The sequence below is a fragment of the Ramlibacter ginsenosidimutans genome (genome assembly GCF_016654015.1).
Lineage (GTDB): Bacteria > Pseudomonadota > Gammaproteobacteria > Burkholderiales > Burkholderiaceae_C > Ramlibacter > Ramlibacter ginsenosidimutans.
The window spans coordinates 20,851-47,451 of the sequence record NZ_JAEPWM010000014.1 but is presented as its reverse complement, the minus strand read 5'-3'; the positions used below and the strand labels follow the sequence as shown (position 1 = coordinate 47,451).

Here is a 26,601-nt window from a genome sequence, read left to right as displayed (position 1 = left end):
GCGCTGGCGCCCAGCCCCTGTCCAGTCATTCGGCGCCAGTCATTCGCTCACGGCCGCGCCGTGGCGACGCACGTCAGCGGCCGCGACCGCCGCCACCGCCACGGCGGCCGCCCCGGCCGCCACCACCACCACCACCACCGCCACCACCGGGCATCCCGCCACCGCCCGGGCCGCCGGGCCCGCCGCGGCGCTGGCGATTGAAGCTGTCCGCGCCGATGTAGCCGACCGAGGTCTTCATCGGATCGGGCTGGCTGTTGCCGGCGCCCCCGCCGCCGCCGCCACCGCCACCGCCCGGCTTGCGCCGGCCCGGGTTCTGCTGCGGATTGCCCTGGCGTGCCGGCGGGCCACCTTGCGGCCTGGGTCCGTCGCCGCGCGTGTTGCCACGCCGCTTGTTGCGGCCGCCGCCTCCCGCGCCATCACCACCGTGCTCGCGACCTTCCGGCCGTCCCGGCCCGGGCAGGCCGGCGGCACGGGTGAGCGCGAGGATGTCGCGCTCGTCCAGTTCCATCCAGGCGCCGCGCTTCAGGCCGCGCGGCAGCAGCATGGCGCCGTAGCGGATGCGGATGAGGCGGCTCACCGCATGGCCCACGGCCTCGAACAGGCGCCGCACCTCGCGGTTGCGGCCTTCGCTGATCGTGACCCGGTACCAGACGTTGGAGCCCTCGCCGCCGCCCTCCTCGATCGAGGAGAACGCGGCCCGGCCGTCGTCGAGGTCGACCCCGTCGGTGAGCCTCTGGCGTTCCTCGTTGCTGAGTGCGCCCAGCACGCGCACGGCGTACTCGCGCTCGAGCCCGAAGCGCGGGTGCATGAGCTTGTTGGCGAGTTCGCCCGAGCTCGTGAACAGCAGCAGGCCTTCGGTGTTGAGGTCGAGCCGGCCGACGGATTGCCACTTGCCCTGCTGCAGCTTGGGCAGCTTGCGGAACACCGTGGGGCGGTTCTGCGGGTCGTCGTGCGTGACGACCTCGCCCACCGGCTTGTGGTACGCGATCACGCGCGCCGGGGGCGGCGCGATGCGCACGCGGATCGGCTTGCCGTTGACCTTGATCTGGTCGCCGAACTGGATGCGCTGGCCGATGTGGGCGGGCTCGTTGTTCACCGAGATCCGCCCCTCCATGATCAGCTGCTCCATCTCCAGCCGCGAGCCCAGGCCGGCTTGCGCCAGCACCTTGTGCAGCTTCGGCTGTTCGGGCTGCGGCGCCAGCACACGCTTGAGCGGGGCGGCTGGCGCGGCCTCCTCCTCGGCGTCGAAGCGGCCAGTGACCACGTCCTCGAAGCGGATGCCCGGGACCTTGGCCTGCGCCGCACGCCCCCTGCCCTGCTCTGCGTCTTCGCGTGAGCGCTCGCCGGGCTGGGCGTCGTCGTCACCATCTTCGTCTTCGTCGTCCTCGTCGCGATCTTCATCGCGGTCCTGCCCGTTGCCGTCGGCGGCTTCCGCTTGCGAATGCACGGGATCGGGCGGCTCGACTGGCTCCTGCGCCGCGGGCGGCGCCGCGGTGGCGAGCGGCTTGTGCGCGTCGTCCTCGGGCGAACTGTCTTCGGAGGGCTGGCGCGCCATCGCGTCGCTCGGGTCGGTCATGGTCAGGTCTCGATGGCTTGCGCCGGGTCGTGGTCGCCGATGCCGGCGGCAGGAGGCGGGCCGGCGTGTTCGCCGGTGTCGGAGTCGGCCGCTGGCACGGCGGCTGTGGAGTCGCCCTCGGCGGCCGGCGATTCTTCGGCCATCGCCAGCTCGGGCTGCGGTGCGCCGGCGCGTGCGAACGCCTCGAACACCCCCTCGCGCGTCGGGCCCTGCAATTCGGGCAACTGGTCGAGCGAAGCGAGGCCGAGGTCGTCGAGGAACTGGCGCGTAGTGGCGTAGAGCGCGGGCCGGCCGACCGCCTCGCGGTGGCCGATCACCTCGACCCAGCCGCGGTCTTCCAGCTGCTTGAGGATCTGCGTGTTGATGGTGACGCCGCGGATGTCTTCCATGTCGCCGCGCGTGACCGGCTGGCGGTAGGCGATGATCGCCAGCGTCTCCAGCGCGGCGCGGCTGTAGCGCGGCGGCTTCTCGGGATGCAGCCGGTCGAGGTACTCGCGCATCTCCGGGCGGCTCTGGAAGCGCCAGCCGCTGGCCACGCACACGAGTTCGACCCCGCGTTGCGCCCACTCGGCCTGCAGCTCGCCGAGCAGCTCCTTCACTGTGTCGGCCCCGAGCTCGTCGTTGAAAAGCACCCGCAGCTCCCGCACGGTGAGCGGCTGCTGCGTGCAGATCAGCGCGGTTTCGAGGACGCGCCTGGCATCCGCCGTATTCATCGTTTCGTCGTGTGGAAGAGTGCCTCGCGAGGCAAAGCTATCTCGGCCCAGGGCTTGGTGGTTGTCGTCGCGGCGCGGACTCCTCCCGGGGTCACGCTACGCGCTGGCCGGGCCGGGTCCGCCATCGAGGGCGGCCGCCGCCGGCTGGCTCGTGAGCCATTCGGGTTCATTGTAACGCAGGCCCCAGGCGGCCCACGCGGCTCGAAGGTCAGCGGGCATCGGTGCGTGGAACGCAAGCGACTGGCCCGTGACGGGATGCGCAAACGCGAGCCGGAACGCGTGCAGACCCTGGCGCGCGAGGCCGGCCACCTGCGCTCCGCCGTACAGCGGATCGGACGCGATGGGATGGCCGATGTGCGCGAGGTGCACGCGGATCTGGTGGGTGCGCCCTGTCTCCAGCATGCACAGCACGCCGCAGCCCTCGGCGCCCTGCTCCAGCAGCCGGAAGACGGTGGCGGCGGGCTTGCCGGAATGACGATCGAGGTCGACCACCGCCATGCGCAGCCGGTTGCGCGGGTCGCGCCCGATCGGCGCATCGACACGTCGCTGCACCGGCCCCTGCCACGCCCGGTGTGCAAGCGCGAGGTACTGGCGCGACACTTCGCGCGCGGCGATCATCGCCACCAGCCGGTCCATCGCCATGCGCGTGCGGGCGACCACCATGAGCCCGCTCGTGTCCTTGTCCAGGCGGTGCACGATGCCGGCGCGCGGCAGCAGCCGGGCCTGCGCATCGCGTCCCAGCAGGCCATTGAGCAGCGTCCCGCTCCAGTTGCCGGGCGCGGGATGCACGACGAGGCCGGCCGGCTTGTCGATCACGAGCAGGTGCTCGTCCTCGTGCACCACGGCCAGCGGCATGGCCTCGGGCTGGAAGGCCTGGCTCTGCGGCGTGGGGCGCAGCACGATGTCGCCGGCTTCTCCCGCCTTCACGCGTTGCGCGGCCTTGGTCACCGTGGCGCCGCGCAGGCGCACCGCGCCGCTTTCGATCAGCTGCTGCAGGTAGCTGCGCGAGAACTCCGGCACCAGGCGCGCCAGCGCGCGGTCCAGCCGCTCGCCGTGATCGGCCGCCTCGATCGCGAAAGGACGCGTCTCCGCCTCGGCGCCGGGCTCGTCGAGCAGGTCCTCCGTGGGGGACTGCAGGGGGTCGGTCGATATAATGGCTCGCCCTTCGGTCAAGAGAGTTGCATGCTTGCTCGCGCCAAATTATCGGTGGTCCCCGTCGTCCTCGCCGCGTCCGTGCTGGCGGGCTGCTCCAGCCTGAAGGACGAGGACAAGACCGCCACGTGGAGTCCGAACCGCATCTACTCCGAGGCGAAGGACGAAATGAACTCGGGCGCCTACGACAAGGCGATCCCGCTGTACGAGAAGCTCGAAGGCCGTGCCGCCGGCACGCCGCTCGCGCAGCAGGCGCAACTGGAGCGCGCCTATGCCTACTACAAGTCCAACGAGCAGGCGCAGGCGCTCGCCACCCTGGACCGCTTCATCAAGCTGCATCCGGCCAGTCCCGCGATGGACTACGCGCTGTACCTGAAGGGCATCGTCAACTTCAACGACAACCTCGGCCTGTTCTCCTTCATGACGAAGCAGGACCTGTCGGAGCGAGACCAGAAGGCCGCCAAGGAGTCGTTCGAGGCGTTCAAGGACCTGGCCGCGCGCTTTCCGGACTCGAAGTACACGCCGGATGCGCGGGCGCGGATGACGTACATCGTCAACTCGCTGGCCCGCTACGAGGTGCACGTCGCGCGCTACTACTACAGCCGCGGCGCCTACGTGGCCGCGATCAACCGCGCGCAGACCGCGCTCGCGGAGTACCGCGACGTGCCCGCGCTGGAAGAGGCATTGTTCATCCTGGTGCGCAGCTACGACGCACTGGGCCTCGTGCAGCTGCGCGACGACGCCAAGCGCGTGCTGGAGAAGACGTACCCGCAAAGCCCGTATCTCACGGGCGACGGCAAGGGCCCCGACTCCCCCTGGTACAAGTTCTGGTGAGTCGCCAGGACTCGTCATCACGCAAGGGCCGCATAGCGGCCCTTTTTCATTCTGGCGCCAGCTGGTCCAGCGCCTCCTCGAATTGCGCTTCGTCCTGCAGGCGCCGCATCGGCGGCAGCGCGGCGAGCAGCCTCCGGCCGTAGCCCATTTGCGCCAGGCGCGTGTCGCAGACCACCAGCAGTCCCCGGTCGCTCTCGCGGCGGATCAGGCGGCCGGCACCCTGCTTCAATGCGACCGCCGCCTCCGGCACGAAGTAGTCGTTGAAGGGGCTGCGGCCCTGCGACTCCAGCCGCTGGCCGCGGGCTTCCACCAGCGGGTCGCCCGGCGGCGGAAAGGGCAGCTTGTCGATGATCACGAGCTGCAATGCGTCCCCCGGGACGTCGACGCCTTCCCAGAAGGAAGCGGACGCGACCAGCAGGCAGCCCGGACGGCCCTCGCCCGCGCCCTCGCGGAAGCGTTCGATCAGCCGCCGCTTGGGCCACTGGCCCTGGACGAGCACTTCCACCTCGCCCGAACCGTCGAAGCGCGCCTGCAGCGGCTCGCCGATGGCGCGCAAGGCGCGCAATGTGGTCGTAAGCACCATGGTCCGGCCGCCGATGCGGCGGGCCGCGGCTTCCGCGACCCGCGCGACCGCGGCGCTGTGGCCGGGGTCGTTCGGGCGCGGCAGGTCGCGCGGAAGGTAGAGGGCCGCCTGGGTCGGGTAGTCGAACGGACTCGCCACCCGCAGCACCTCGGCCTCGCCCAGTCCGCAGGGCTCGGTGAACCAGGACAGGCGCGCATCGTCGCCCAGCGTGGCGGAGGTGAAGATCCAGGCGCGGCGCGCGCTCTCGTTCTCCGGGTCCTGCCCGGTCTTGAGCAATTTCTGCTGCACGGCCTCGGCGATGTCCAGCGGCGACTCCACCAGCCGCAGGTGCGTGCCAACGTCGAGCCAGCGCACCGCGCCCGCTTCGGCCGGCTGGTCGAAGGCGCGCACGCGCTGCGCGAGCAGCGTCGCGCGTTCGTGCAGCCGCACGAAGTCCGGGGCGATCTCGCTGACGGTCGCCAGGCCTTCGGCGGCCAGCTGCAAGGCCGTCTCCAGCGCCGCCAGTGCTTCGCCCCAGGCGACGTCGGACACGCCTTCGGGCGCCGCGCTCACCCAGCGCAGGCGCGCGCCCGGCACGGTGCGGCCCACCACCAGCCGCAGCTCGCGCGCGGCGCGCTCGGTGGCACCGGCGATTTGCTGCCAGTCCACCAGCCCGCGCGCGAACTGCAGGCCCGCGCCCAGCAGGTCGCGCGTGAAGTCCAGGACCTGCCCGGTGCCCAGCTGGCGGCCGAGGAACTGCACGCCGGTTTCATTGAGCTGGTGCGCCTCGTCGAAGACGACCACGCGCACGCTGGGCAGCAGTTCGGCCATGCCCGACTCGCGCACCGCCAGGTCGGCGAAGAAGAGATGGTGGTTGATCACCACGACGTCGGCGGCCATCGCCTCGCGGCGCGCCGCGTTGACGTGGCAGGTGCGGAACTTGGGGCATTGCGAGCCCAGGCAGTTCTCGCGCGTCGAGGTCACCAGCGGCAAGACCGGTGAGCGTTCGTCCAGGCCCGGCATCTCCGCCAGGTCGCCCGTGCGCGTCCCCTGGGCCCACTGCTCGATCTTCGCCAGCGTGCGCAGCGCACTGCGGTCCGGCAGGCTGGCATCCTGGCGCGCGAGTTCGAGGCGATGCGTGCACAGGTAGCTGCCGCGGCCCTTGAGCAGCGCCATGCGCACCGGCAGGCCCAGCGCCTGGGCCAGGCGCGGCAGGTCGCGCGCGAACAACTGGTCCTGCAAGGTCTTGGTCGCCGTCGAGAGCAGCACGCGCTCGCCGCTCAGGAGCGCGGGCACCAGGTAGGAGAAGGTCTTGCCGACGCCCGTGCCGGCCTCGACGACCAGAGCGCCGCCCGCGGTGATGGTGCGGGCCACGGCCGCCGCCATCTCGGTCTGGCCCGGCCGCGGCCGGAACGCATCGGCGGCGCGCGAAAGCACGCCGCCCGGCACGAAGGCTTCGCGCGCGAGTTGCTCGAGATCCTGCGCCGGCGCGGGTGCCCAGGCGCCGGCGGGCTCGTCGGGGTGCCCCGCAGGCGCGACTGCCGAATCCGTCATCACGCCGGTTCTTTGGGATCGAGCGCGAGTTCGAGCCGCGCGATCTGGTCGCGCAGCGCCAGGCGGCGCTTCTTCAGGCGGCGCATCATGAGCTCGTCGACCGGGGATTCCTCCGCGGTGCGGTCGATCAGCGCGTCCAGGTCGGCGTGCTCCATGCGCAGCTCGATCAGGCGCCTTTCGGGAGAGTGGAGATTGGAGTCCAAGGGATGAACGGCAGAGCGCCGCCACGGTTCGTTCAATAATACGTCCTCGACCGGCAATAATCGAGCGAACGCGCTCCAGCGCTTCACTTCTCGTCCATGAGCAGCACCAGCGACGGCTATCGACTCACCGCCTCCACGGGCATCCACAAGGGAGACCGGGAGTACCAGCAGGACCAGATCGCCCTGATCGCGCACCCGCGCGTGAACGGTTGCGTTCTCGGCGTGGTCGCCGACGGCATGGGCGGACGCAGCGGCGGGCGCAAGGCGTCCGACCAGGTCATGATGACCTGCAAGCAGCTCTTCGAGCGCTACTCCCCGGCGCGCGAAGACACGCCCAGCATCCTGCGGCAGATGGTGCAGGAGTCGCACGTGGTGATCAAGCTCACCGCGATCTCCTCCGAGCAGGAGCCGCACAGCACCATCGCGGTCTTCATCATCAACCCGAACGGCGAATGCCACTGGGCCCACGCCGGCGACTCGCGCATCTACCACTTCCACGGCAACGCGCTGGTGAAGCGCACGATGGACCACTCCTACGTGCAGACGCTGGTGGACCGGGGCGAGCTGACCGAGGAAGAGGCCAACGTCCATCCGCAGTCCAACATCCTCATGGGCTGTCTCGGCGCCGAAGACGACCCGCGGGTCGACCTGCATTTCATCCCCAAGCTGCGCCCGGGCGACTCGCTGCTCGCCTGCAGCGACGGCGTGTGGCACTACTTCAGCAACGAGGAACTGGGCTCGGTCCTGTCCTCGCTGTCGCCGCGCGAAGCCAGCGAGTTCCTGATCGAGAAGGCCCGCGCGCGGGCCCACGGCGGTGGCGACAACCTGTCGCTGGTCATCGTGAAGCTCGAGCCCCTGGCCGGCTGAGGCCGGCCTACTGCGGGGGCGGCAGGTCGGCCGCGGCCGGCTTCTTGCGTTGCGCATTGCGCGCAGCGACTTCCGCCTTGTGCTTCTCGGCTTCCTGCAGCCGCTCCTCGTAGGCCGCCCGATTCCTGACAGCCTCTTCGGGCGTGGGCCCGTGGGCCTCGGGCGCGTGCGGATCGCGCGGGCTGCCTTGCGGGCCCGGCTCGCCCCTGGGCGTCTTGACCTGGACGCCGCGCTTCGCATGCTCCGCCTCGTCGGCACTGCGCTTGGCTGCCTTTTCCGCCGCGCGGGCCTCGCGCTCCTGCTGGTCCGCCAGCGACTTCGCGCGCTTGGCAGCCTCCTGCTGCTGGTGCTCGGGCGAGTTGCGCTCGTCGATCTCCTTCTGGCGGGCAGCGGCGCGCTGCTTGCGCTGGACATCGTCGAGGATGCGCTCCTGCCGCTTGAGTTCGCCGACCGTCGCGTTGTACTCGCGCCGCGCCTTGTCGAGGCAGTCGTTGACGGCGAACTTCGCGCGACAGGCCTTCTGCGCCTCGGCCAGGCGCTTGTCGGCCGAGGCGTGCTCGCTGTGCAGCCGTTCCCGCTCCGCTGCTTCGTTGGGCACCTGTTGCGCATGCACCGCCGCCGACGCGAGCAGCGCCAGCGCGAGGAGGCCGCGGCGCGGCAGCCAGGCGTGGAACGTTCGGTGCAGCTGGGTCGTCATGTCAGGCGGGTGTCGACGGTGCGGTGTTCGAGGGCGAGGAAGTCGGCGGACTGCATCTCGGCCAGGCGGGACACGGTGCGCGGGAACTCGTGGGCCAGCGGCCCCTCGGTGTACAGCGCCTCCGGCGGCACCGCGGCCGACAGGATCAGTTTGACACGGCGATCGTAAAGGACGTCCACCAGCCAGGTAAATCTTCGTGCCTCGGAAGCGTTGCGGACCGACATGCGCGGCACGTCGCTGAGCAGCACGGTGTGGAACTGCGTGGCGATCTCGAGGTAGTCGTTCTGCGAGCGCGGGCCGCCGCACAGGGTGCGGAAGTCGAACCACACCACCCCGCCGGCCTTGCGGCGCGCTCGGATCTCGCGGTGCTCGATCTGCAGGACCGGATCCTCGTCGCGCGAGGCGGCGAGCTGCGTGAAGGCCTGGTCCATCTCGGCGTCGGCTTCGGGCCCGAGCGGCGTGTGGTACAGCTTCACCTGCTCCATGGTGCGGCGCCGGTAGTCGGTGCCGTTGTCCACGTTGACGACTTCCAGCTTCTCGTTCAGCAGCGCGATGGCGGGCAGGATGCGATCGCGGTGCAGGCCGTTCGGGTAGAGATCGTCCGGGCAGAAATTGGACGTGGTGACGAAGCCCACGCCGTTGTCGAACAGCGCGACCAGCAGCCGGTGCAGGATCATCGCGTCGGTGATGTCCGCGACGTGGAACTCGTCGAAGCAGATCAGGCGATAGCGCTTGGCGATGCGCGCACCGAGCGCGTCCAGCGGATTCACGGTGCCCTGCAGCTCCGCGAGCTCGCGGTGCACCTCGCGCATGAACTCGTGGAAGTGCAGGCGGGTCTTGCGCACCACCGGCACGGCCTGGAAGAAGCAGTCCATCAGGAAGCTCTTGCCGCGCCCCACCCCGCCGTACAGATAGACGCCGCGCGGAATCGGCGGCCGGTTGATCAGCTTCTTGATCGCATTGGAGCGCTGCCCCTTGTACTGCGACCACTCGGTCGCGCACCGGTCCAGCGCATTGACGCCACGCAATTGCGCGGGGTCGCTGTCGTAGCCGCGCGCCTTCAGCTCGTCGTAATAGACGTCGCGGACGCTCATTGGACAGGTGAACGCAGAGGACGCAGAGGTTTCGCAGAGGACGCAGAAAAATTCATGATGGTCTTCTCTGCGTCCTCTGCGTCACCTTTGCGCACTCTGCGTTCACTTTCTCAAAAGTTGAGCGTGCGTTTATCCACGGCCAGCGCGGCTTCCTTCGTCGCTTCGGAGAGCGACGGGTGCGCGTGGCAGATGCGGGCGATGTCTTCCGCGGAGGCCTTGAACTCCATCGCCACGACGGCTTCGGAGATCAGCTCGCTGGCCATGGGGCCCACGATGTGCACGCCCAGGATCTCGTCGGTCCTGGCGTCCGCGAGGAACTTGACCATGCCCGTCGTGTCGCCCAGCGCACGTGCGCGGCCGTTCGCCAGGAAGGGGAAGGTGCCGGCCTTGTACTGCACGCCGTCGGCCTTGAGCTGCTGCTCGGTGCGGCCCACCCATGCGATCTCGGGGCTGGTGTAGATCACCCACGGGATGGTGTTGAAGTTGACGTGCCCGTGCTGGCCCGCGATGCGCTCGGCCACCGCGACGCCCTCTTCTTCGGCCTTGTGCGCCAGCATCGGGCCGCGCACGACGTCGCCCACGGCCCAGACATTGGGCAGGTTGGTGCGGCACTCGGCATCGACCACGATGGCGCCGCGTTCGTCCAGCTTCAGGCCCACGGCCTCCGGCTTCAGGCCATTGGTGTTCGGCACCCGGCCGATGGAGACGATCACGCGGTCGGCCTGCAGCACCTGCTGCTCGCCCTTGGCCGTGGTGTACGCCACCGAGACGCCCTGGCCCGCCGTCTTGATCTCGCCGACCTTCACGCCCAGCTCGATCTTCAGGCCCTGCTTGGTGAACGCCTTCTGCGCCTCCTTGGCGATCTGCTCGTCGACCGCGCCCAGGAAGGTGGGCAGCGCTTCCAGCACCGTCACTTCCGAGCCGACGCGACGCCACACGGACCCCATCTCCAGCCCGATCACGCCCGAGCCGATCAGCACCAGCTTCTTGGGCGCCGAAGGAATGCGCAGGGCGCCGTCGTTCGAGAGGATCTTCTCCTCGTCGAAGGGCACGCCGGGCAGCGCGCGGGGGTTCGAGCCGGTGGCCACGATCACGTGCTTGCCGACCACGGTCTCGTCGCCCACCTGGATCTCGTAGCCGGCCTCCGTCGCCTTGGCGAACGAGCCGCGGCCATGGAAGAAGGTGACCTTGTTCTTCTTGAACAGGTACAGGATGCCGTCGTTGTTCTGCTTCACGACGGCGTCCTTGCGCGCGACCATCTTGCCGATGTCGATCGCGAGGTCCTTCATCGAGATGCCGTGGTCGCCGAAATGCTTCGCGGCTTCCTCGTAGTTCTCGGACGACTGCAGCAGCGCCTTGGACGGGATGCAGCCGACGTTGGTGCAGGTGCCGCCCGGCGCGGGCTTGCCGTCCTGGGTCTTCCACTCGTCGATGCAGGCGGTGTTGAAACCGAGCTGCGCCGCGCGGATGGCGGCGATGTAGCCGCCCGGGCCGGCGCCGATGACGACGACGTCGAATTGTTTGCTCATGGTGAGGGGCTAGGTTCTAGGGCCTAGGGTCTGGGGAGGAACCGGCTGTTGCCCTGGTCCCTAGCCTCTAGCCCCTAACCCCTGGTTTTCTCAGATATCGAACAGCAGCCGCGCCGGATCTTCCAGCGCTTCCTTCATCGCCACCAGGCCCAGCACGGCTTCGCGGCCGTCGATGATGCGGTGGTCGTAGGACATGGCGAGATAGTTCATCGGGCGGATGACGATCTGCCCGTTCTCCACCACCGCGCGGTCCTTGGTCGCGTGCACGCCGAGGATGGCGGACTGCGGCGGGTTGATGATGGGAGTGGACAGCATCGAGCCGAACACGCCGCCGTTCGAGATCGAGAACGTTCCGCCGGTGAGTTCTTCCAGGCCCAGCTTGCCGTCGCGCGCCTTGGCGCCGTACTCGGCGATCTTCTTCTCGATGTCGGCGAAGGACATCTGGTCCGCATTGCGCAGGATGGGCACCACCAGCCCGCGCGGCGAGCCCACGGCGATGCCGATGTCGAAGTAGCCGTGATAGACGATGTCGTTGCCGTCCACCGAGGCGTTGATCACCGGGTACTTCTTGAGCGCGTGCACGGCCGCCTTCACGAAGAAGGACATGAAGCCGATCTTGACGCCGTGTTCCTTCTCGAACTTGTCCTGGAAGCGCTTGCGCATCTCCATCACCGGGGCCATGTTGACCTCGTTGAAGGTGGTGAGGATGGCGTTCGTGCTCTGCGACTGCAGCAGGCGCTCGGCCACGCGCGCGCGCAGGCGCGACATCGGCACGCGCTGCTCGGGGCGATCGCCCAGGTCCGCGCCGCCCACGGGCGCGGCGACCTGCGCCAGCGGGGCACGCGCGGCAGCCGGGGCCGGGACGGGAGCAGCGACCTTGGCGGTGGCGCCGCCGGCCAGTGCGCCGATCACGTCGCCCTTGGTCACGCGGCCGTCGCGGCCGGTGCCGGCGACGGAACCCGTGGCCAGCTTGTTGTCCGCCATCATCTTGGCGGCGGCGGGCATGGCCACGTCGGACCTGGAGCCTCCGGTGGCCGGGGCAGCGGCGCTCGCGGCAGCGGGAGCCGGAGCAGCCGCCTTCGCAGTCGCTGCCGGCGCCGCGGCGCTGGCCTTGCCTTCGGTGTCGATCTTCGCGATCACCTGGTCGGCGGTGACAGTGGCTCCGTCGGCGACCACGATCTCGGCGAGCACGCCGGCGCTGGGGGCAGGCACTTCGAGCACCACCTTGTCGGTCTCGATCTCGATCAGGATCTCGTCCACCGCCACGGCCTCGCCGGCCTTCTTCTTCCACTGCAACAGGGTCGCTTCTGCAACCGACTCGGACAGTTGCGGGACCTTTACTTCAACGATAGCCATTGGAGTTCTTTCTAGATTCGATTGGGTGCACCCGCGCGCGGTGACCGGCCACCAGGTCCGTGTCGACCGCGCGCAGACATTTCCGCGCCGGAGGCGTCGGAAACATCGCTACTTGGAGAGGACGAATCCCTTCAGCTTCGCGAAGGCGGCATCCACCAGCGCCTTCTGCTGCTCCGTGTGCAGGTGCGAATAGCCCACGGCGGGCGATGCGGAGGCCGCCCGGCCGGCATAACCCAGCTTCTGGCCTTCCTGCATGTTCTCGTGGATGTTGTGCTGGATGAAGAACCACGCGCCCTGGTTCTGCGGCTCGTCCTGGCACCACACGATGTCGGTCACGTTGGGATACTTCTTCAGCTCCGCGGCGAACGCCTTGTGCGGGAACGGATACAGCTGCTCCACGCGGATGATGGCGACGTCGTCGGCGCCCTTCTCCTCGCGCTTCTTGGCCAGGTCGTAGTAGACCTTGCCCGAGCACACGACCAGGCGCTTGACCCTGTCGGCCTTCAGTTCCTTGTTCTCCGGGATCACCGTCTGGAACGTGCCCTTGGTGAACTCCGCGAGCGGCGAGGTGGCGTCCTTGTTCCGCAGCAGGGACTTGGGCGTCATGATCACCAGCGGCTTGCGCAGGTTGCGCACCATCTGCCGGCGCAGCAGGTGGAAGATCTGGCTGGCCGTCGTCGGCTGGCAGACCTGCATGTTGGCGTCGGCCGACAGCTGCATGAAACGCTCCAGGCGCGCCGAGCTGTGCTCGGGACCCTGGCCCTCGTAGCCGTGCGGCAGCATCAGCGTGATGCCGTTGACGCGGCCCCACTTCACTTCGCCCGAGGCGATGAACTGGTCGATCACCACCTGCGCGCCGTTGGCGAAGTCGCCGAACTGCGCTTCCCAGATGACCAGCGTGTTCGGGTCGTTGGAGGCGTAGCCGTACTCGAAGCCCAGCACCGCCTCTTCCGACAGGATGGAGTCGATGACGACGAAGGGCGCCTGGTTGTCGGCGACGTGTTCCAGCGGCACGTAGGTGCCGACGTCCCAGCGCTCGCGGTTCTGGTCGTGCAGCACGGCGTGGCGGTGCACGAAGGTGCCGCGGCCCACGTCCTCGCCGGACAGGCGCACCGGGTAGCCGGAGGCGACCAGCGAGGCGAAGGCCATGTGCTCGCCCATGCCCCAGTCGACGTTGACCTCGCCGCGGCCCATGGCCGCGCGGTCTTCCAGCACCTTGCGCACCAGCGGGTGCACGGTGAAGTTCTGGGGCACGGTCGTGATGCGCTCGGCCAGGCGCTTCCACTCGGCCAGCGGGATCGCGGTGTCGGCCGCGTCGGTCCACTTCTTGCCGAGGAAGGGCGCCCAGTCGACGGCGTACTTGCTCTTGAAGTTGGACAGCACCGGGTCGACCGTGTGCTTGCCGGCGTCCATGGCGGCGCGGTAGGCCTTGACCATGTCGTCGCCCAGCGTGTCGCCGAGGCCCTGCGCGGCCAGCTTGTCGGCGTACAGCCTGCGCGTGCCGGGGTGCGCCGCGATCTTCTTGTACATCAGCGGCTGCGTCAGCGCCGGCGTGTCCTGCTCGTTGTGGCCCAGCTTGCGGAAGCAGACGATGTCCACCACCACGTCCTTGGCGAATTCCTGGCGGTACTCCAGGGCGAGCTGCGTCGCCAGCACCACGGCTTCCGGGTCGTCGCCGTTCACGTGCAGCACCGGCGCCTCGATCATCTTGACCACGTCCGTGCAATACAGCGTGGAGCGCGAGTCGCGCGGGTCGGAGGTGGTGAAGCCGATCTGGTTGTTGATGACGATGTGCACCGTGCCGCCCGTGAAGTAGCCACGGGTCTCGGCCAGCGCGAGCGTCTCCTGCACCACGCCCTGGCCGGCGATGGCCGCGTCGCCGTGCACCAGCACCGGCAGCACCTGCTTGCCCTGGTCATCGCCACGGCGGTCCATGCGGGCGCGTGCCGAGCCCTCGACCACCGGGTTGACGATTTCCAGGTGCGAAGGGTTGAAGGCCAGCGACAGGTGCACCGGGCCGCCAGGGGTGCTGACGTCGGAGCTGAAGCCCTGGTGGTACTTGACGTCGCCGGCGGGGAGGTCTTCCGGCGCCGTGTGCTCGAACTCGGCGAACAGGTCAGCGGGCATCTTGCCGAGCGTGTTGACCAGCACGTTCAGGCGGCCGCGGTGGGCCATGCCGATCACCACTTCCTGCACGCCCTTGGCGCCGGCCTGCTGGACCAGCTCGTCCATCGAGGCGATGAAGCTCTCGCCGCCTTCCAGCGAGAAGCGCTTCTGGCCCACGTACTTGGTGTGCAGGAAGCGCTCAAGCCCTTCGGCCGCGGTAAGGCGGTCGAGGATGTGGCGCTTCTTCTCGGCGTCGAAGTTTGGCTTGGAGCGGATCGACTCCAGCTTCTGCTGCCACCAGCGCTTGCGGTTCTGGTCGCTGATGTACATGAACTCGGCGCCGATGGTGCCGCAGTACGTCTCGCGCAGCGCGTTGATCAGCTCGCGCAGCGACATCGACTCCTTGCCGAAGAAGGTGTTGCTGGTGTTGAACACCGCTTCCTGGTCGGCGTCGGTGAAACCGTAGAAGGACGGCTCGAGCTCCGGGATGTTCTCGCGAACGTCGCGCTTGAGCGGGTCGACGTCGGCCCAGCGCACGCCCACGTTGCGGTAGGCAGCGATCAGCTGCTGGACCGCGGTGCGCTTGCGGGCGAGTTCGAGGTCGGCGCCACCGGCGATGACGACCTTGGTGCCGCCCTGCTTGGCGCGTTGCGCGAAGGCGTTGACGACCGGAAGGTGGGGGACGTCCTTGGCGTTGCTGCCGTCGACGGCAGGAACGTGCTGGAGGGCGTCGAAGTACTCGCGCCAGTGGTCCGGCACGCTGCCGGGATTGGCGAGGTAGTTCTCGTACATCTCCTCGACATAGGGCGCGTTGCCCCCGAAGAGATACGAGTTGCCTTGATAGGCAGTGTAGACGGAGCTGTGGTCGCTCATCCTTCGCTACTTTCCGCTCCCCTGCAGGGAGCCTGAGCTGGTTGGAAAACCCTCCGCGGCACGGCTTTACCGGTTGGCGGATGCGACTGTGGCTGGAAGGGGCCTTGTTGCGGTCCGGATTGTGCCACCGAATACGGGTTATCACCAAGGTATGGTGATTCCCGCCCAATGCAAGCGGAGCGCAGCCGCGCTCAGGCCTGCACGAGGTCCTTGATCTGCTGCAGGGCCGTGGGGTCCTCGATGGTGGTGAGGTCGCCGGCGTCGCGGCCTTCGCACACCGCCTGGATCGCCCGGCGCAGGAGCTTGCCGCTGCGGGTCTTGGGCAGCACGGTCACGAAGCGCACGCGTGCGGGCCGCGCCACGGCGCCGAGCGTGTCGTCCACCAGCTTCATCACCTCGCCCTCGAGCTTGAGCGCCGCCTTCGCGTCGCCGAGCGCCGAGGCGTCCTTCACGACCGCGAAGGCCATGGCCACCTGGCCCTTGAGCGCATCGGCCACGCCGACCACCGCGACCTCGGCAATGTTGGGATGGCTGGAAATGCTCTCCTCGATCTCGCGCGTGCCCAGGCGGTGGCCCGCCACGTTGATCACGTCGTCGGTGCGTCCGAGGATATAGAAATAGCCGTCCTCGTCGCGGATGCCCCAGTCGAAGGTGCTGTACACCTGCCGGCCCGGGATGCTGGACCAGTAGGTCTTGACGAAGCGCTCGTCGTCCTTCCACACGGTCTGCATGAAGCCGGGCGGCGTCGGCCCCTCGATCACGACCACGCCCTTCTGGTCCGGGCCCGTGAGTTCCTCGCCGGTGGACTCGTGCACGATGCGCACGTCGTAGCCGTACACGGGCACGCCGGGGCTGCCGAACTTGCTGTGCTGCCTTTCGACACCGTTGGCGATCGTGAGGATGGGCCAGCCGCTCTCGGTCTGCCAGTAGTTGTCGATCACGGGCACACCCAGGCCGTCGTTGATCCAGCGCGCGGTGGGCTCGTCGAGCGGCTCGCCGGCCAGGAACAGCGCTTTCAGGCTGGAGAGGTCGTACTTCTTCAGGAAGGCCGGATCCTGCTTCTTCAGCACGCGCACCGCGGTCGGTGCGCTGAACATCGAGGCGACCTTGTACTTCTCCACCAGGCTCCACCAGATGCCGGCGTCGGGCCGGATCGGCAGGCCTTCGTACAGGATGGTCGCCATGCCCGCGATCAGCGGACCGTAGACGATGTAGCTGTGGCCCACGACCCAGCCGATGTCGCTGGTCGAGAAGTAGGTCTCGCCGGGCTCGCCCAGGAAGATGTGCTTCATGCTCGCGGCGAGCGCCACCGCGTAGCCGCCGACGTCGCGCTGCACGCCCTTGGGCTTGCCCGTGGTGCCGCTGGTATAGAGCGTGTAGCTGATGTCGGTCGCATCCAGCCACGCGCAGGGCACCTGGGTATCCCGGTGCAGGGCGGACAGCGTCGCCCAGTCATGGTCGCGACCGGCCACCGTCTCCATCGGCGCGAGCCCGCGATCGACCAGCAGCACCGCATCCGGCTTGTGGCTGGAAAGACGCAGGCCTTCGTCCAGCAGCGGCTTGTACGGCATCACCTTGCCGCCGCGCGAACCCGCGTCGGCGCTGACGACGACGCGCGGGGTCGCGTCCTCGATGCGGGAGGCGAGCGAATGGGAGGCGAAGCCGCCGAAGACCACGGCATGGATCGCCCCGATGCGCGCGCACGCGAGCATCGCGAACACCGCCTCCGGAATCATGGGCATGTAGATCAGCACGCGGTCCCCCTGGCGCGTGCCCAGGGCCTGCAGCACCGCCGCCATGCGCTGCACCTCGGCATGCAGTTCACGGAAGCTGTAGACGCGCTCCTTCCCCGTTTCGGTCGACACGTAGATCAATGCGGCCTGGTCGCCGCGCGCGGACAGGTGCCGGTCCACCGCGTTGTGGCACAGGTTGGTGCGCCCGCCGGCGAACCAGCGGTAGAACGGCGGCCGGCTGGCGTCGCAGATCTGCTGCGGCGCCACGTGCCAGGCTATCAGTTTCGCCTGATCGGCCCAGAAGGCGTCGCGATCCTCGATCGAGCGACGGTAGAAGTCCGCATATGCCATGCCTGTCCCCGGTGGAGCGTTGAACGTGGAGCGTCCGCCACGCAGCTTGCGGGCGCCTGACGCTTGCGGTCGGACGCCGGGCTTCTATTTGACGATGCCGAGGACTTCCTTGAACCGGGGATGTCCCGCATCCCGCAGCCATTCGAACGCGACCATCTCCGTGGTGACGAGCTCCGCGCCCGCGCCGGCGAGGCGGTCGAACGCCGCGTCCCGGTTGCGCTCGCTGCGCGAACTGCACGCATCCGTGACGACCCAGACTTCCACTTCCTCCTCCAGCAGGCCCAGCGCGGTCTGCATCAGGCACACATGCGCCTCGCAGCCGGCCAGCACGATGCTCTCGCGTCCTGCATCGGGCGGCGGCGCGGCCTTCTGCAGGTGCTTGGGCAGGCTGCGCGCGTTGCCCCCGCCCTGCTGGCGCGGCGCGGGCTTGAGCCGGGGCAGCAGCACGCTGGTGGCGTCGAACTCCATCTTGGACAGCACGCGCCCGGCCACCAGCGGCTGCAGGACTTCCACGGTGCCGCCCAGTCCGTCCGGGTTTTCCTCGGTGGCCCACACGGGCACCTGCAGCAGTTGCGCGATGCGCGCGAGCCGCACGGCGTTCTCCACCACGCGGTCGCCCTCGTGGATGGAGGGCATGAGGCGTTGCTGGTAGTCGACCAGCACCAGTTGCGATTCTTCGGCGTCCAGCAGCATAGGGAGTCCTTCGCCGGGGATTATCCGCGCGCCCGGACCGGCCGCAGGGCGGCCGCATGGTGGGCGCCGCGATCCGCTGCGATCCATCCGCCCGAACCACGCGCTTCTGTGAATCCCCTCGGACACATGTGGACGCACTCATAGGGAACTCGCCTAAGTGGAGTGCATCGAGCCCGACGGTAAACTTTCGCGCACCCCATGTCCAGCCGCGCAGTTCCCGACAATCCACCCATCCGGCTGCTGTGCGTCGAAGACAACCCGGATGACGTGGAGCTCATGGGCATCGCGCTGGAGCGGGCCGATCCCGCGCGGCGCTACGAGTTGCACCGCGTGGACAATGCCGCCAGTTTCGTGGCGGCCCTGGACGGCGGCTGGGACGTGATCCTGTGCGATTTCAACCTCCCCCGTTTCTCGCCCTACGCCGCGCTGCAGATCCTGATCACCCGGCGCAGCAACGTGCCCCTGATCGTGCTCACTCGGGCCATCGGCGAGGAGGCGGCGGTGCACGTCCTGCGTTGCGGCGCCAAGGACTACCTCACCAAGGACAAGCTGGGCACCCTGCCCCAGATCATCGGCCGGGTGCTGGAGGAGCGGCGGCGGGCGCAGGAAAAGGAAAAACTCGACGCGGAGCTGCAGGGCGCGTACGCCCGGCTGAAGGAACTCTCGGCGCGATTCGTCCTGGCACAGGAGAGGGAACGGTCCCACATCTCCCGCGAACTGCACGACCAGCTCGGACAGACCTTGACGGCGGTGGTGATCCACCTGCACGCTTCGGAACGCGCGGGAGATACCGACGCGCGGCGCAAGCACAGCTCCACCGCGGCCGAACTCGCGAACGGCGCGCTGCAACAGCTCAAGACCCTGTCGTTCTCGCTGCGCCCGGCGCAGCTGGACCTGCTGGGACTGGTGCCGGCGGTGCAGTCGGCGATGCAGCGCATCGCGGAGCCGGCCGGCGTGCAGTGCGTGCTCAGCACGCGCGGCGCGGAGCCGAAGAAGCTGGAGGAGAACGCTGCCGTCGCCGTGCGCCTGGTGCAGGAGGCCCTGACCAACACCGTGCGGCACGCGAACGCGTCGATGGTGTGGGTGCGCCTGCGTTTCCTGCCGGGCGGGCGCATCAGCCTGCTGATCGTCGATGATGGGGTGGGCTTCGACAAGCCGGCGGTCCTGAATGGCCGCCAGAGCGAGAGAAACATCGGCCTCTACGGCATGATCGAACGGACGGAGCTGGCCGGCGGCCGGCTCCACATCCGCACCCGCGAAGGCGGCGGGGTGGCGATCCGTGCGGTCCTGTGACAATGAGGCGGGCAACATGATCCAGAAAAACTTGAACGCTTCCCTTCCCATCCAGGTGGTCCTGGCGGACGACCACGACCTGGTCCGGTCCGGCATCCGGGCCCTGCTCTCCACCGTGGAAGGCGTGCAGGTGATCGCCGAGGCGCGCAACGGCAACGAACTGCTCCAGCTGCTGGAGTCCGTGAAGCCCGACGTCGTCATGACCGACATCTCCATGCCCGGCATGGACGGCATCACCGCGATCTCCGAGATCCACAACCGCTTTCCCGACGTGAAGGTCATCGTGCTGTCGATGTACGACACGGTGGACTTCGTCAAGCGCGCCGTGGCGAACGGCGCGTGCGGCTACCTGATGAAGGACGCGCCGCCCTTCGAGCTGGAGCAGGCGCTGCGCGGCGTGATGGCAACCGGCAGCTACTTCAGCGCCGCGGTGGCGCAACGCCTGCTGCAACCGTCGGAGCCGACCGTGGACGACGAGCTCACCACGCGGCAGGTGGAGATCCTGACGCTCATCGCGCAAGGAAAATCGGCCAAGGAGATCGCCTTCGAGCTCGGACTGAGCCCGAAGACCGTGGACGTGCACCGCGCGCGCATCATGGAGCGGCTGCGCCTGAACGACATCGCGAGCCTCACGCGCTATGCGGTGCGCAAGGGGCTGGTGAAGGCCTGACCGCCATCGCTGGGGTTCGCTTCGCTCACCGCCAGCCTACGAGGAACCCGCCAGCGTACGAGCAAGTCGTTGGCTTGGTAGGCTGGCGGTGAGCCGCAGGCGAACCCCAGCTCACTGCGGCAGCAGCCGCACCAGCTTCCCGTCGCTCTCGTCGGTGAGGAGGTACAGCAGCCCGTCGCGGCCTTGCCGCACGTCCCGCACCCGGCCGATGCCCTGCAGCAGTTTCTCCTCGCGCGCGACCTTGCCGCCCGCGAGCACGATCCGATCGAGGTAGGCGAATTTCAGCGAGCCCACGAACAGGTTGTCCTGCCACTCGGCGCCGTAGCGGTCGCTGGTGAGGAAGGCCATGCCGGAGGGTGCGATCGAGGGCACCCAGTAGTGCAGGGGCTGCTCCATTCCGTCCTTGTGCGTGATGCCCTCGCCGATCTTGCCGCCGCCGTAGTTCTCGCCATACGTGATCACCGGCCAGCCGTAGTTGCGGCCCGGCTGGATGACGTTGATCTCGTCGCCGCCTTGCGGGCCGTGTTCATGGGTCCACAGCGCCCCCTCGGGCCCGAGCGTCGCGCCTTGCGGATTGCGGTGCCCGTAACTCCAGATTTCCGGGCGGGCGCCGGACCGGCCCACGAAGGGGTTGTCCTGCGGCACGCTGCCGTCCTTGGCGATGCGCACGATCTTGCCCAGGTCGTTGTCCAGCGTCTGCGCCTGCTCCTTCGGATAGAAGCGGTCGCCGACGGTGAGGAAGAGCGTGCCGTCCTTCGCCTCCACGATGCGGCAGCCGAATTGCAGGCTGCTGGAAAGGCGCGGCACCGCGGTGAACAGCACGCGGACGTCCACCAGGCCCTTGCCGCCCTGCGGCAGGCGCGCGCGCGCCAGTGCGGTGCTGCTGCCCCCGGGCCCCGGCTGCGAGTAGCAGAAATACAGCTGGCGGTTGCTGGCGAACCTGGCATCGACAACGAGGTCCAGCAGGCCGCCCTGCCCGCCGCGGACCACCTCGGGGACGCCCGTGAGCGGCGGGCCCACACGACCCTCCGCGCTCACGATGCGCATGCGCCCGGGGCGCTCCGTCACGAGGTAGCCGCCCTCGGGCAGGAAGGCGACGGCCCAGGGATGCTCCAGGCCGGAGGCGACGGTCTCGGGCTTCACGCCGGCGGCCCAGGCCGGCTGAGCCAGCAAAGCTGCCAGAATGGCGGCCTTGCCGTTTGCGGCCAGACCTCCGGAGAGCAGGCGGCCGCACAGGGTTCGAATCTTGCTGCGCATGTGGCTGCATTGTTTCCCAACCGCCACAGTTCCGGGGCCGCCCCGCGCGCCGGCAGGAAATCGAAACAAATCAAGAACTTGGAATCAACTCATCACTTGACGCGCGGCGCAGCCGCCGGCTACCCTCCGCAACCATGAAGCCTTGGCTGAGCTTGCTGCTCCTTGCTGCCGCCGCCACCGCGCACGCCGCGCCGCCGGCCAGCGCCGAAGACGACGTCGGCCGGTTCATGGCGGAAAAGCGCCTGTTCGATCGCCTGGAGGAAGTCCGGGCGAACGTCGGCAACCGGGTCAGCGACAGTGCGAGCCACGTCGCCAACCGGGCCTCCGAACTGGTCGTGAACGCGATGGGTTACCTGGGCGTGCCCTATCGCCGCGGCGGCAATTCCGCCGCCACCGGGTTCGACTGCAGCGGCTTCGTCAAGGCGATGTACGAGCAGACGGTGGGCATGATCCTGCCCCGCCGCGCCAAGGAACAGGCCGCGGCCACGCAGAAGATCGAACGGCAGGACCTGCAACCGGGCGACCTGGTGTTCTTCAACACCTTGCGTCACGCCTTCAGCCACGTCGGCATCTACATCGGCGACAACAAGTTCATCCACTCTCCGAAGCCCGGCGCCCAGGTCCGGGTCGAGGACATGGCCGTGCCTTACTGGTCCTCGCGCTTCGACGGCGCCCGGCGCGTGCTGCAACCGGCCGAAGCGCCGGCGACCGCCGCGGCTCAGCAATAGGCACCGCTGCAGGCGCACTGCGCGTGCGCAATCCGGCACGGCTGCAGTCCACCCCCGTGAACGCGTCCGCTTCCCACCGCCGCGCGAGGCGGGCGGAGCCGGGCTTCACCCTGCTGGAGCTGATGATGGTGCTGGTCGTGGTCGGCATCCTGGCGACGATCGCGCTGCCCAGCTACATCGAACGCATGGAGCGCGACCAGGTCGCGCAGGCGCTGTCCCTGGCGGATGTGGCGAAGCCGGCCATCCAGGCCGCGTGGTTGCTGGGCGAGCCGCTGCCCGCCGACAACGCCGCGGCGCACCTGCCTGCCGCGGAGAAGATCGTGAACGAGCGGGTGCGGTCCGTCACGGTCAGCAACGGCGCGATCCACATCACCTTCGGCAACCAGGCCAGCAAGGCCTTGCAGGGCCAGGTGCTCACCGTGCGCCCCGCCGGCGTGCCGGACGCGCGCGTGGTTCCGCTCGTGTGGCTGTGCGGACGTGCAGGGCCGCCCGCCCCGATGCAGGCGCAGGGCGAGGACCGCACCAGCGTGCCCGCCGGCCTGCTGCCCCCGCGCTGCCGCTGAGCGCTACTTGCGCGGCGGCGGCACGTCCGTGCAGGTGCCGTGCGCGATCTCCGCGGCCATGCCGATGCTTTCGCCCAGCGTGGGGTGCGGGTGGATGGTCTTGCCGATGTCGATCTCGTCGGCCCCCATCTCGATGGCCAGCGCCACCTCCCCGATCATGTCGCCCGCGTGCGTGCCCACGATGCCGCCGCCCAGGATGCGGTGCGTTTCCGCATCGAACAGCAGCTTGGTGAAACCCTCGTCGCGCGTGTTGGCGATCGCACGGCCCGACGCGCTCCAGGGGAAGTGCCCCTTCTTGATCGCGATGCCCTGCTTCTTCGCCTCGTCCTCGGTGAGGCCCACCCACGCGACCTCGGGGTCGGTGTAGGCGACGCTCGGGATGACGCGCGCGTTGAACGCGCTCTTCTCACCCGCGGCGGCTTCGGCGGCGACGTGCGCCTCGTGCACGGCCTTGTGCGCGAGCATGGGCTGCCCCACGATGTCGCCGATCGCGAAGATGTGCGGCACGTTCGTGCGCATCTGGATGTCCACCGGGATGAAGCCGCGGTCGGTGACGTTCACGCCCGCCTTCTCGGCGCCGATCTTCTTGCCGTTCGGGCTGCGGCCCACGGCCTGCAGCACGAGGTCATAGACCTGCGGCTCCTTGGGCGCCTGCTCGCCCTCGAAGCGGACCAGGATCCCGTCCTTCGTCGCTTCGGCGCCGACGGTCTTGGTCTTGAGCATGATGTTGTCAAAGCGCGGCGTGTTCATCTTCTGCCACACGCGCACCAGGTCGCGGTCGGCGCCCTGCATGAGGCCGTCGAGCATTTCCACCACGTCCAGGCGCGCGCCCAGCGTGGAGTACACCGTGCCCATCTCGAGGCCGATGATGCCGCCGCCGAGGATCAGCATGCGCTTCGGGGCCGTCGCGAGTTCCAGGGCGCCGGTGGAATCCACCACGCGCGGATCCTTGGGCATGAAAGGCAGCTGCACGGCCTGCGAGCCGGCCGCGATGACCGCGGTCTTGAAGCGGATCACCTGTTTCTTGCCGGTGGTTTCGGCGCCGGTGCCCGTGGTCTCCTGCACCTCCACGTGATGGGCATCCAGGAAAGTGCCGATGCCGCGCACGGTGGTGACCTTGCGCATCTTGGCCATGGCGGCGAGGCCGCCGGTCAGCTTGCCGACCACCTTGTCCTTGTGCGCCTTGAGCTTCGCGCGATCGACCGTCGGTTTGCCGAAGGAAATGCCGAGCGCGTCGAAGTGGCTCACTTCGTCCATCACCGCGGCCACGTGCAGCAGCGCCTTGGACGGGATGCAACCGACGTTGAGGCACACGCCACCCAGGGTGGCGTAGCGCTCGACGAGCACGGTCTTCATGCCGAGGTCGGCCGCGCGGAACGCGGCGGAATAGCCGCCGGGGCCGGCGCCCAACACCAGCATCTCGCATTCGAGATCCACGCCGCCGGAGTAGGAGCCGGCGGCCTGGGGACTCTTGCTCCCTCCCCCGCTGGGGGAGGGTTGGGGTGGGGGCGCCGCGGCCGTACTGCCTGCAGGAGCGGCTTGCGCCGCCGCCCCGCCCTTCGCGGCAGGGGACGCAGCCGCAGCGGCAGCCGCCTCGACCAGCGCGATCACCGTGCCTTCGGCCACCTTGTCGCCGACCTTCACCTTCAATTCCTTCAGCACGCCCGCGTGCGAGGAAGGAATCTCCATCGAGGCCTTGTCGCTCTCCACCGTGATGAGCGACTGCTCCGCCTTGATCGTGTCGCCGGGCTTCACCAGCACCTCGATCACGGCCACTTCCTTGAAGTCCCCGATGTCGGGAACCTTCACTTCCGTCAGTGCCATTGCTGCTCCTGCAGGGCCGCCCCACAGGGACGGCAGGCCCCCTCCGGGGCCAGCGGCGCATCCCGCGCCGCGAGGGGCCACAAATTCATTTGGGCTCTTTTTGCTTCAGGGTGAAGATGTCGCACGGCAGTTCGGAGTTGCGGTCGAACTCGCAACCCGCGGCGATGCCGGCCTCCGCGACTTCCTTCGCGGTCTTCGCGCGGCCGTAGGCCGCGTGCATCGCACCCAGCGCGAAGCTGCGCCCGGAGCCGATGCCCCAGAACTCCTTGAACTCGAAGACTTCGCGGTAGCTGTAGAGCCCGAAGATGCCGCTCGCGTTGGCGATCACCACGCTGAACTGGCTGGACTCGTACGGATCGCTGTCCTCTTCCTTCGTCTGGAGGAAGAAGTTGTCCTTCAGGTAAGGATGCAGCTTCGTGAAGGTGTCGAAGACCTCGTCCTTGCCCGAGAGCTTCAGGATCTCCCGGGGCATGGAGCCCATGGCCTTGCGCAGCACCGGGAAGTGGGCCACCGTGCCGGCCATGCCGATGTAGCTCGGGCCCTCGTCGGTGTCGACCTTGAAGATCTTGGTGTTGTCCTCGTAACGGTGCGCGAGGCGGGTGTCACCGAAGGTCACCAGGGTGTCGGCCGCAATCGCGATCTGCCCGGCTTTCTTCACCACCACAACAGTTGTCATCGAACTTGTTTTTGTTAGAGAAGCACGCGGCGGAAGTCCGCCAGGATCTGCCCCAGGTAAGCGTTGAAGCGCGCGGCGGCTGCGCCGTCGATCACCCGGTGATCCCACGACAGCGACAGCGGCAGCATCAGCCTCGGCTGGAACTGCTTGCCGTCCCAGACCGGCTCGGTCTGGCTGCGGCAAACGCCAAGGATAGCGACTTCCGGCGCGTTGATGATCGGCGTGAAGTAACGGCCGCCGATACCGCCGAGTGACGAAATTGTGAAAGTGGCGCCCGACATGTCGGCAGGGCCGAGCTTGCCGTCGCGCGCCTTCTTGGCGAGCTCGGCCATTTCCTGGCTGATCTGCAGCACGCCTTTCTTGTCCGCGTCCTTGATCACCGGCACGACGAGGCCGTTGGGCGTGTCCGCCGCGAAGCCGATGTGCCAGTAGTTCTTGTAGACCAGGTCGTCGCCGTCGAGCGAGCTGTTGAACTCGGGGAATTTCTTCAGCGCCGCGACGCAGGCCTTGATGAGGAAGCCGAGCATGGTCACCTTGATGCCGGACTTCTCGTTTTCCTTGTTGGTCGCGACGCGGAAGGCCTCGAGTTCGGTGATGTCCGCGTCGTCGTGGTTCGTGACGTGCGGAATCATCACCCAGTTGCGATGCAGGTTGGCCGCGCTGATCTTGCGGATGCGCGCGCGCTCCTTGCGCTCGATGGGGCCGAACTTCGCGAAGTCGACCTTGGGCCAGGGCAGCAGGCCCAGGGCCTCGCCGCCGCCCGCCGCCGGCGCCTTCGCGGCCGCCGCCTTCGTGCGGGTGTCGCCAGCCATCACCTGCTTGGTGAACGCCTGGACGTCTTCCTGCGTGATGCGGCCCTTGGGCCCCGTGCCCTTCACTTCCTCCAGCGGAACGCCGAGCTCGCGCGCGAACTTGCGCACGGAGGGCGAGGCATGCGGCAGGCTGCCGGTGGGCGTGGTGGGTTCGTGCGGAGGCAGCGCCGCGGTCGGCGGCGCGCGGTCCGCGGACGGCGTAGCAGCCTGGGCGGGAGTGGCAGCCTGGGCCGGTGCTGCGGCTTGCTCTTCCTTCTGCGGCGAGGGGCTCGCAGCGGCCGCGGCACCCTGCCCTTCGACCACCGCAATCAGGTCACCGATGTTGACCTTGTCGCCCACCTTGACCTTGAGCTCCTTCAGCGTGCCGGCCGCGGACGAGGGAATCTCCATCGAGGCCTTGTCGGACTCGACGGTGATCAAGGACTGCTCCTGCTTGATCGCGTCACCGGGCTTCACCAGGACCTCGATCACGGCAACGTCCTTGAAGTCGCCGATGTCGGGAACGCGCACGTCGATCGACCGGCTCGCGCCCCCTCCCGTGGAGGGTTGGGGTGCGGGCGCCGAGGCGACAGCGGCCGCAGGAGCGGCTCTCGCCGCCGCCCCCTTGCCCTGCGCCGGAGCGGGAGCGGAAGCTGCGCCCGCCGCTTCCACCAGCGCGATCACCGAGCCTTCGGCCACCTTGTCGCCGAGCTTCACCTTGAGCTCCTTCACCACCCCTGCGGTGGAAGAAGGAATCTCCATCGATGCCTTGTCCGATTCGACGGTGACGAGCGACTGCTCCGCCTGGATGGTGTCGCCGGGCTTCACCAGCAGTTCGATGACGGCCACTTCCTTGAAGTCCCCGATGTCGGGAACCTTCACTTCGACCAGAGCCATGTTTCTTGT

General features: G+C 68.7%; 22 protein-coding genes. 6 read left to right on the top strand and 16 right to left on the bottom strand.

Features of this window, described 5'->3' with window-relative positions:
- Positions 1-73 precede the first annotated feature (73 nt).
- From JJB11_RS23630 to JJB11_RS23620, 3 genes are all read right to left on the bottom strand, one after another.
- Positions 74-1,576: a pseudouridine synthase gene (locus JJB11_RS23630; RefSeq protein ID WP_242529091.1), complete on the bottom strand. Its 1,503-nt coding sequence runs from the start codon at positions 1,574-1,576 to the stop codon at positions 74-76.
- 2 nt (positions 1,577-1,578) lie between these two features.
- A complete protein-coding gene (gene scpB / locus JJB11_RS23625) occupies positions 1,579-2,289 on the bottom strand; it encodes an SMC-Scp complex subunit ScpB (protein ID WP_201177411.1) in 711 nt (236 codons plus the stop codon).
- Between the two features lie 96 nt (positions 2,290-2,385).
- Positions 2,386-3,426 (bottom strand): RluA family pseudouridine synthase, encoded by a 1,041-nt coding sequence (locus JJB11_RS23620; RefSeq protein WP_207190131.1) that lies wholly within the window; start codon positions 3,424-3,426, stop codon positions 2,386-2,388.
- Positions 3,427-3,471: 45 nt separating this feature from the next.
- Here JJB11_RS23620 and JJB11_RS23615 point away from each other — a divergent pair, with 45 nt between their 5' ends.
- Positions 3,472-4,275 (top strand): outer membrane protein assembly factor BamD, encoded by an 804-nt coding sequence (locus JJB11_RS23615; protein WP_201177409.1) that lies wholly within the window; start codon positions 3,472-3,474, stop codon positions 4,273-4,275.
- Positions 4,276-4,321: 46 nt separating this feature from the next.
- Here JJB11_RS23615 and yoaA read toward each other — a convergent pair whose 3' ends face one another.
- Both yoaA and JJB11_RS23605 read right to left on the bottom strand, forming a co-directional pair.
- Entirely contained in the window at positions 4,322-6,391 is a 2,070-nt protein-coding gene (yoaA, locus tag JJB11_RS23610) for a DNA repair helicase YoaA (protein ID WP_201177407.1), read from the bottom strand.
- Complete coding sequence (locus tag JJB11_RS23605) at positions 6,391-6,594, bottom strand: YdcH family protein (RefSeq protein ID WP_201177514.1); 204 nt, start codon at positions 6,592-6,594, stop codon at positions 6,391-6,393. Before JJB11_RS23605 ends, yoaA begins: the two co-directional genes overlap by 1 nt.
- Before the next feature lie 96 nt (positions 6,595-6,690).
- Between JJB11_RS23605 and JJB11_RS23600 the strand changes: the two genes are divergently transcribed.
- The gene (locus tag JJB11_RS23600; protein ID WP_201177405.1) at positions 6,691-7,461 is read left to right on the top strand and encodes a PP2C family protein-serine/threonine phosphatase; all 771 of its coding nucleotides are present in this window, start codon (positions 6,691-6,693) and stop codon (positions 7,459-7,461) included.
- A 7-nt stretch (positions 7,462-7,468) separates the two neighbouring features.
- On the opposite strand, the gene JJB11_RS23595 is transcribed toward JJB11_RS23600, so the two are convergent.
- The 7 genes from JJB11_RS23595 to JJB11_RS23565 all read right to left on the bottom strand — a co-directional run bounded on the left by JJB11_RS23595 (position 7,469) and on the right by JJB11_RS23565 (position 17,893).
- Positions 7,469-8,158 carry a PspC-like choline-binding domain-containing protein gene (locus JJB11_RS23595; protein ID WP_201177403.1) on the bottom strand — a complete coding sequence of 230 codons (690 nt, stop codon included), beginning with the start codon at positions 8,156-8,158 and terminating at the stop codon, positions 7,469-7,471.
- Positions 8,155-9,252 (bottom strand): cell division protein ZapE, encoded by a 1,098-nt coding sequence (gene zapE / locus JJB11_RS23590; protein ID WP_201177400.1) that lies wholly within the window; start codon positions 9,250-9,252, stop codon positions 8,155-8,157. The genes JJB11_RS23595 and zapE overlap by 4 nt, the downstream gene beginning before the upstream one ends.
- 110 nt (positions 9,253-9,362) lie before the next feature.
- Positions 9,363-10,781, bottom strand: coding sequence for a dihydrolipoyl dehydrogenase (gene lpdA / locus JJB11_RS23585; RefSeq protein WP_201177398.1), 1,419 nt, complete (start codon positions 10,779-10,781; stop codon positions 9,363-9,365).
- A 90-nt stretch (positions 10,782-10,871) separates the two neighbouring features.
- The gene (gene odhB / locus JJB11_RS23580; protein WP_201177396.1) at positions 10,872-12,137 is read right to left on the bottom strand and encodes a 2-oxoglutarate dehydrogenase complex dihydrolipoyllysine-residue succinyltransferase; all 1,266 of its coding nucleotides are present in this window, start codon (positions 12,135-12,137) and stop codon (positions 10,872-10,874) included.
- Positions 12,138-12,245: 108 nt separating this feature from the next.
- Positions 12,246-15,116 carry a 2-oxoglutarate dehydrogenase E1 component gene (locus JJB11_RS23575; protein WP_201177394.1) on the bottom strand — a complete coding sequence of 957 codons (2,871 nt, stop codon included), beginning with the start codon at positions 15,114-15,116 and terminating at the stop codon, positions 12,246-12,248.
- 191 nt (positions 15,117-15,307) lie between these two features.
- Complete coding sequence (locus JJB11_RS23570) at positions 15,308-17,200, bottom strand: propionate--CoA ligase (protein ID WP_201177393.1); 1,893 nt, start codon at positions 17,198-17,200, stop codon at positions 15,308-15,310.
- 84 nt (positions 17,201-17,284) lie between these two features.
- A complete protein-coding gene (locus JJB11_RS23565; RefSeq protein ID WP_201177385.1) occupies positions 17,285-17,893 on the bottom strand; it encodes an isochorismatase family protein in 609 nt (202 codons plus the stop codon).
- 198 nt (positions 17,894-18,091) lie between these two features.
- Here JJB11_RS23565 and JJB11_RS23560 point away from each other — a divergent pair, with 198 nt between their 5' ends.
- Positions 18,092-19,186, top strand: a complete 1,095-nt coding sequence (locus tag JJB11_RS23560; RefSeq protein ID WP_201177383.1) for an ATP-binding response regulator — start codon at positions 18,092-18,094, stop codon at positions 19,184-19,186.
- 16 nt (positions 19,187-19,202) lie between these two features.
- Positions 19,203-19,856 carry a response regulator gene (locus JJB11_RS23555; RefSeq protein WP_201177381.1) on the top strand — a complete coding sequence of 218 codons (654 nt, stop codon included), beginning with the start codon at positions 19,203-19,205 and terminating at the stop codon, positions 19,854-19,856.
- 111 nt (positions 19,857-19,967) lie between these two features.
- Here JJB11_RS23555 and JJB11_RS23550 read toward each other — a convergent pair whose 3' ends face one another.
- Complete coding sequence (locus tag JJB11_RS23550; protein ID WP_201177379.1) at positions 19,968-21,113, bottom strand: PQQ-dependent sugar dehydrogenase; 1,146 nt, start codon at positions 21,111-21,113, stop codon at positions 19,968-19,970.
- Positions 21,114-21,247: 134 nt separating this feature from the next.
- Here JJB11_RS23550 and JJB11_RS23545 point away from each other — a divergent pair, with 134 nt between their 5' ends.
- Entirely contained in the window at positions 21,248-21,841 is a 594-nt protein-coding gene (locus JJB11_RS23545) for a C40 family peptidase (protein ID WP_201177377.1), read from the top strand.
- Positions 21,842-21,897: 56 nt separating this feature from the next.
- Positions 21,898-22,404, top strand: a complete 507-nt coding sequence (locus JJB11_RS23540) for a pilin (protein ID WP_201177375.1) — start codon at positions 21,898-21,900, stop codon at positions 22,402-22,404.
- A gap of 3 nt (positions 22,405-22,407) precedes the next feature.
- Here JJB11_RS23540 and lpdA (JJB11_RS23535) read toward each other — a convergent pair whose 3' ends face one another.
- From lpdA (JJB11_RS23535) to aceF, 3 genes are all read right to left on the bottom strand, one after another.
- The gene (lpdA, locus tag JJB11_RS23535) at positions 22,408-24,228 is read right to left on the bottom strand and encodes a dihydrolipoyl dehydrogenase (RefSeq protein ID WP_201177373.1); all 1,821 of its coding nucleotides are present in this window, start codon (positions 24,226-24,228) and stop codon (positions 22,408-22,410) included.
- Positions 24,229-24,313: 85 nt separating this feature from the next.
- Positions 24,314-24,904, bottom strand: a complete 591-nt coding sequence (locus tag JJB11_RS23530; protein WP_201177372.1) for an Ntn hydrolase family protein — start codon at positions 24,902-24,904, stop codon at positions 24,314-24,316.
- A gap of 14 nt (positions 24,905-24,918) precedes the next feature.
- Positions 24,919-26,592: a dihydrolipoyllysine-residue acetyltransferase gene (gene aceF / locus JJB11_RS23525; protein ID WP_201177370.1), complete on the bottom strand. Its 1,674-nt coding sequence runs from the start codon at positions 26,590-26,592 to the stop codon at positions 24,919-24,921.
- Between the last annotated feature and the right edge of the window lie 9 nt (positions 26,593-26,601).

Coding starts and splice junctions, on each gene's coding strand:
- JJB11_RS23530 (WP_201177372.1), bottom strand. CDS start 24,904: ATGACAACTGTTGTGGTGGTGAAGAAAGCCGGGCAGATCGCGATTGCG.
- lpdA (WP_201177398.1), bottom strand. CDS start 10,781: ATGAGCAAACAATTCGACGTCGTCGTCATCGGCGCCGGCCCGGGCGGC.
- JJB11_RS23560 (WP_201177383.1), top strand. CDS start 18,092: ATGTCCAGCCGCGCAGTTCCCGACAATCCACCCATCCGGCTGCTGTGC.
- JJB11_RS23565 (WP_201177385.1), bottom strand. CDS start 17,893: ATGCTGCTGGACGCCGAAGAATCGCAACTGGTGCTGGTCGACTACCAG.
- JJB11_RS23550 (WP_201177379.1), bottom strand. CDS start 21,113: ATGCGCAGCAAGATTCGAACCCTGTGCGGCCGCCTGCTCTCCGGAGGT.
- JJB11_RS23615 (WP_201177409.1), top strand. CDS start 3,472: ATGCTTGCTCGCGCCAAATTATCGGTGGTCCCCGTCGTCCTCGCCGCG.
- JJB11_RS23595 (WP_201177403.1), bottom strand. CDS start 8,158: ATGACGACCCAGCTGCACCGAACGTTCCACGCCTGGCTGCCGCGCCGC.
- scpB (WP_201177411.1), bottom strand. CDS start 2,289: ATGAATACGGCGGATGCCAGGCGCGTCCTCGAAACCGCGCTGATCTGC.
- JJB11_RS23555 (WP_201177381.1), top strand. CDS start 19,203: ATGATCCAGAAAAACTTGAACGCTTCCCTTCCCATCCAGGTGGTCCTG.
- JJB11_RS23575 (WP_201177394.1), bottom strand. CDS start 15,116: ATGAGCGACCACAGCTCCGTCTACACTGCCTATCAAGGCAACTCGTAT.
- JJB11_RS23600 (WP_201177405.1), top strand. CDS start 6,691: ATGAGCAGCACCAGCGACGGCTATCGACTCACCGCCTCCACGGGCATC.
- zapE (WP_201177400.1), bottom strand. CDS start 9,252: ATGAGCGTCCGCGACGTCTATTACGACGAGCTGAAGGCGCGCGGCTAC.
- lpdA (WP_201177373.1), bottom strand. CDS start 24,228: ATGGCACTGACGGAAGTGAAGGTTCCCGACATCGGGGACTTCAAGGAA.
- JJB11_RS23570 (WP_201177393.1), bottom strand. CDS start 17,200: ATGGCATATGCGGACTTCTACCGTCGCTCGATCGAGGATCGCGACGCC.
- JJB11_RS23630 (WP_242529091.1), bottom strand. CDS start 1,576: ATGACCGACCCGAGCGACGCGATGGCGCGCCAGCCCTCCGAAGACAGT.
- JJB11_RS23545 (WP_201177377.1), top strand. CDS start 21,248: ATGAAGCCTTGGCTGAGCTTGCTGCTCCTTGCTGCCGCCGCCACCGCG.
- odhB (WP_201177396.1), bottom strand. CDS start 12,137: ATGGCTATCGTTGAAGTAAAGGTCCCGCAACTGTCCGAGTCGGTTGCA.
- aceF (WP_201177370.1), bottom strand. CDS start 26,592: ATGGCTCTGGTCGAAGTGAAGGTTCCCGACATCGGGGACTTCAAGGAA.
- yoaA (WP_201177407.1), bottom strand. CDS start 6,391: ATGACGGATTCGGCAGTCGCGCCTGCGGGGCACCCCGACGAGCCCGCC.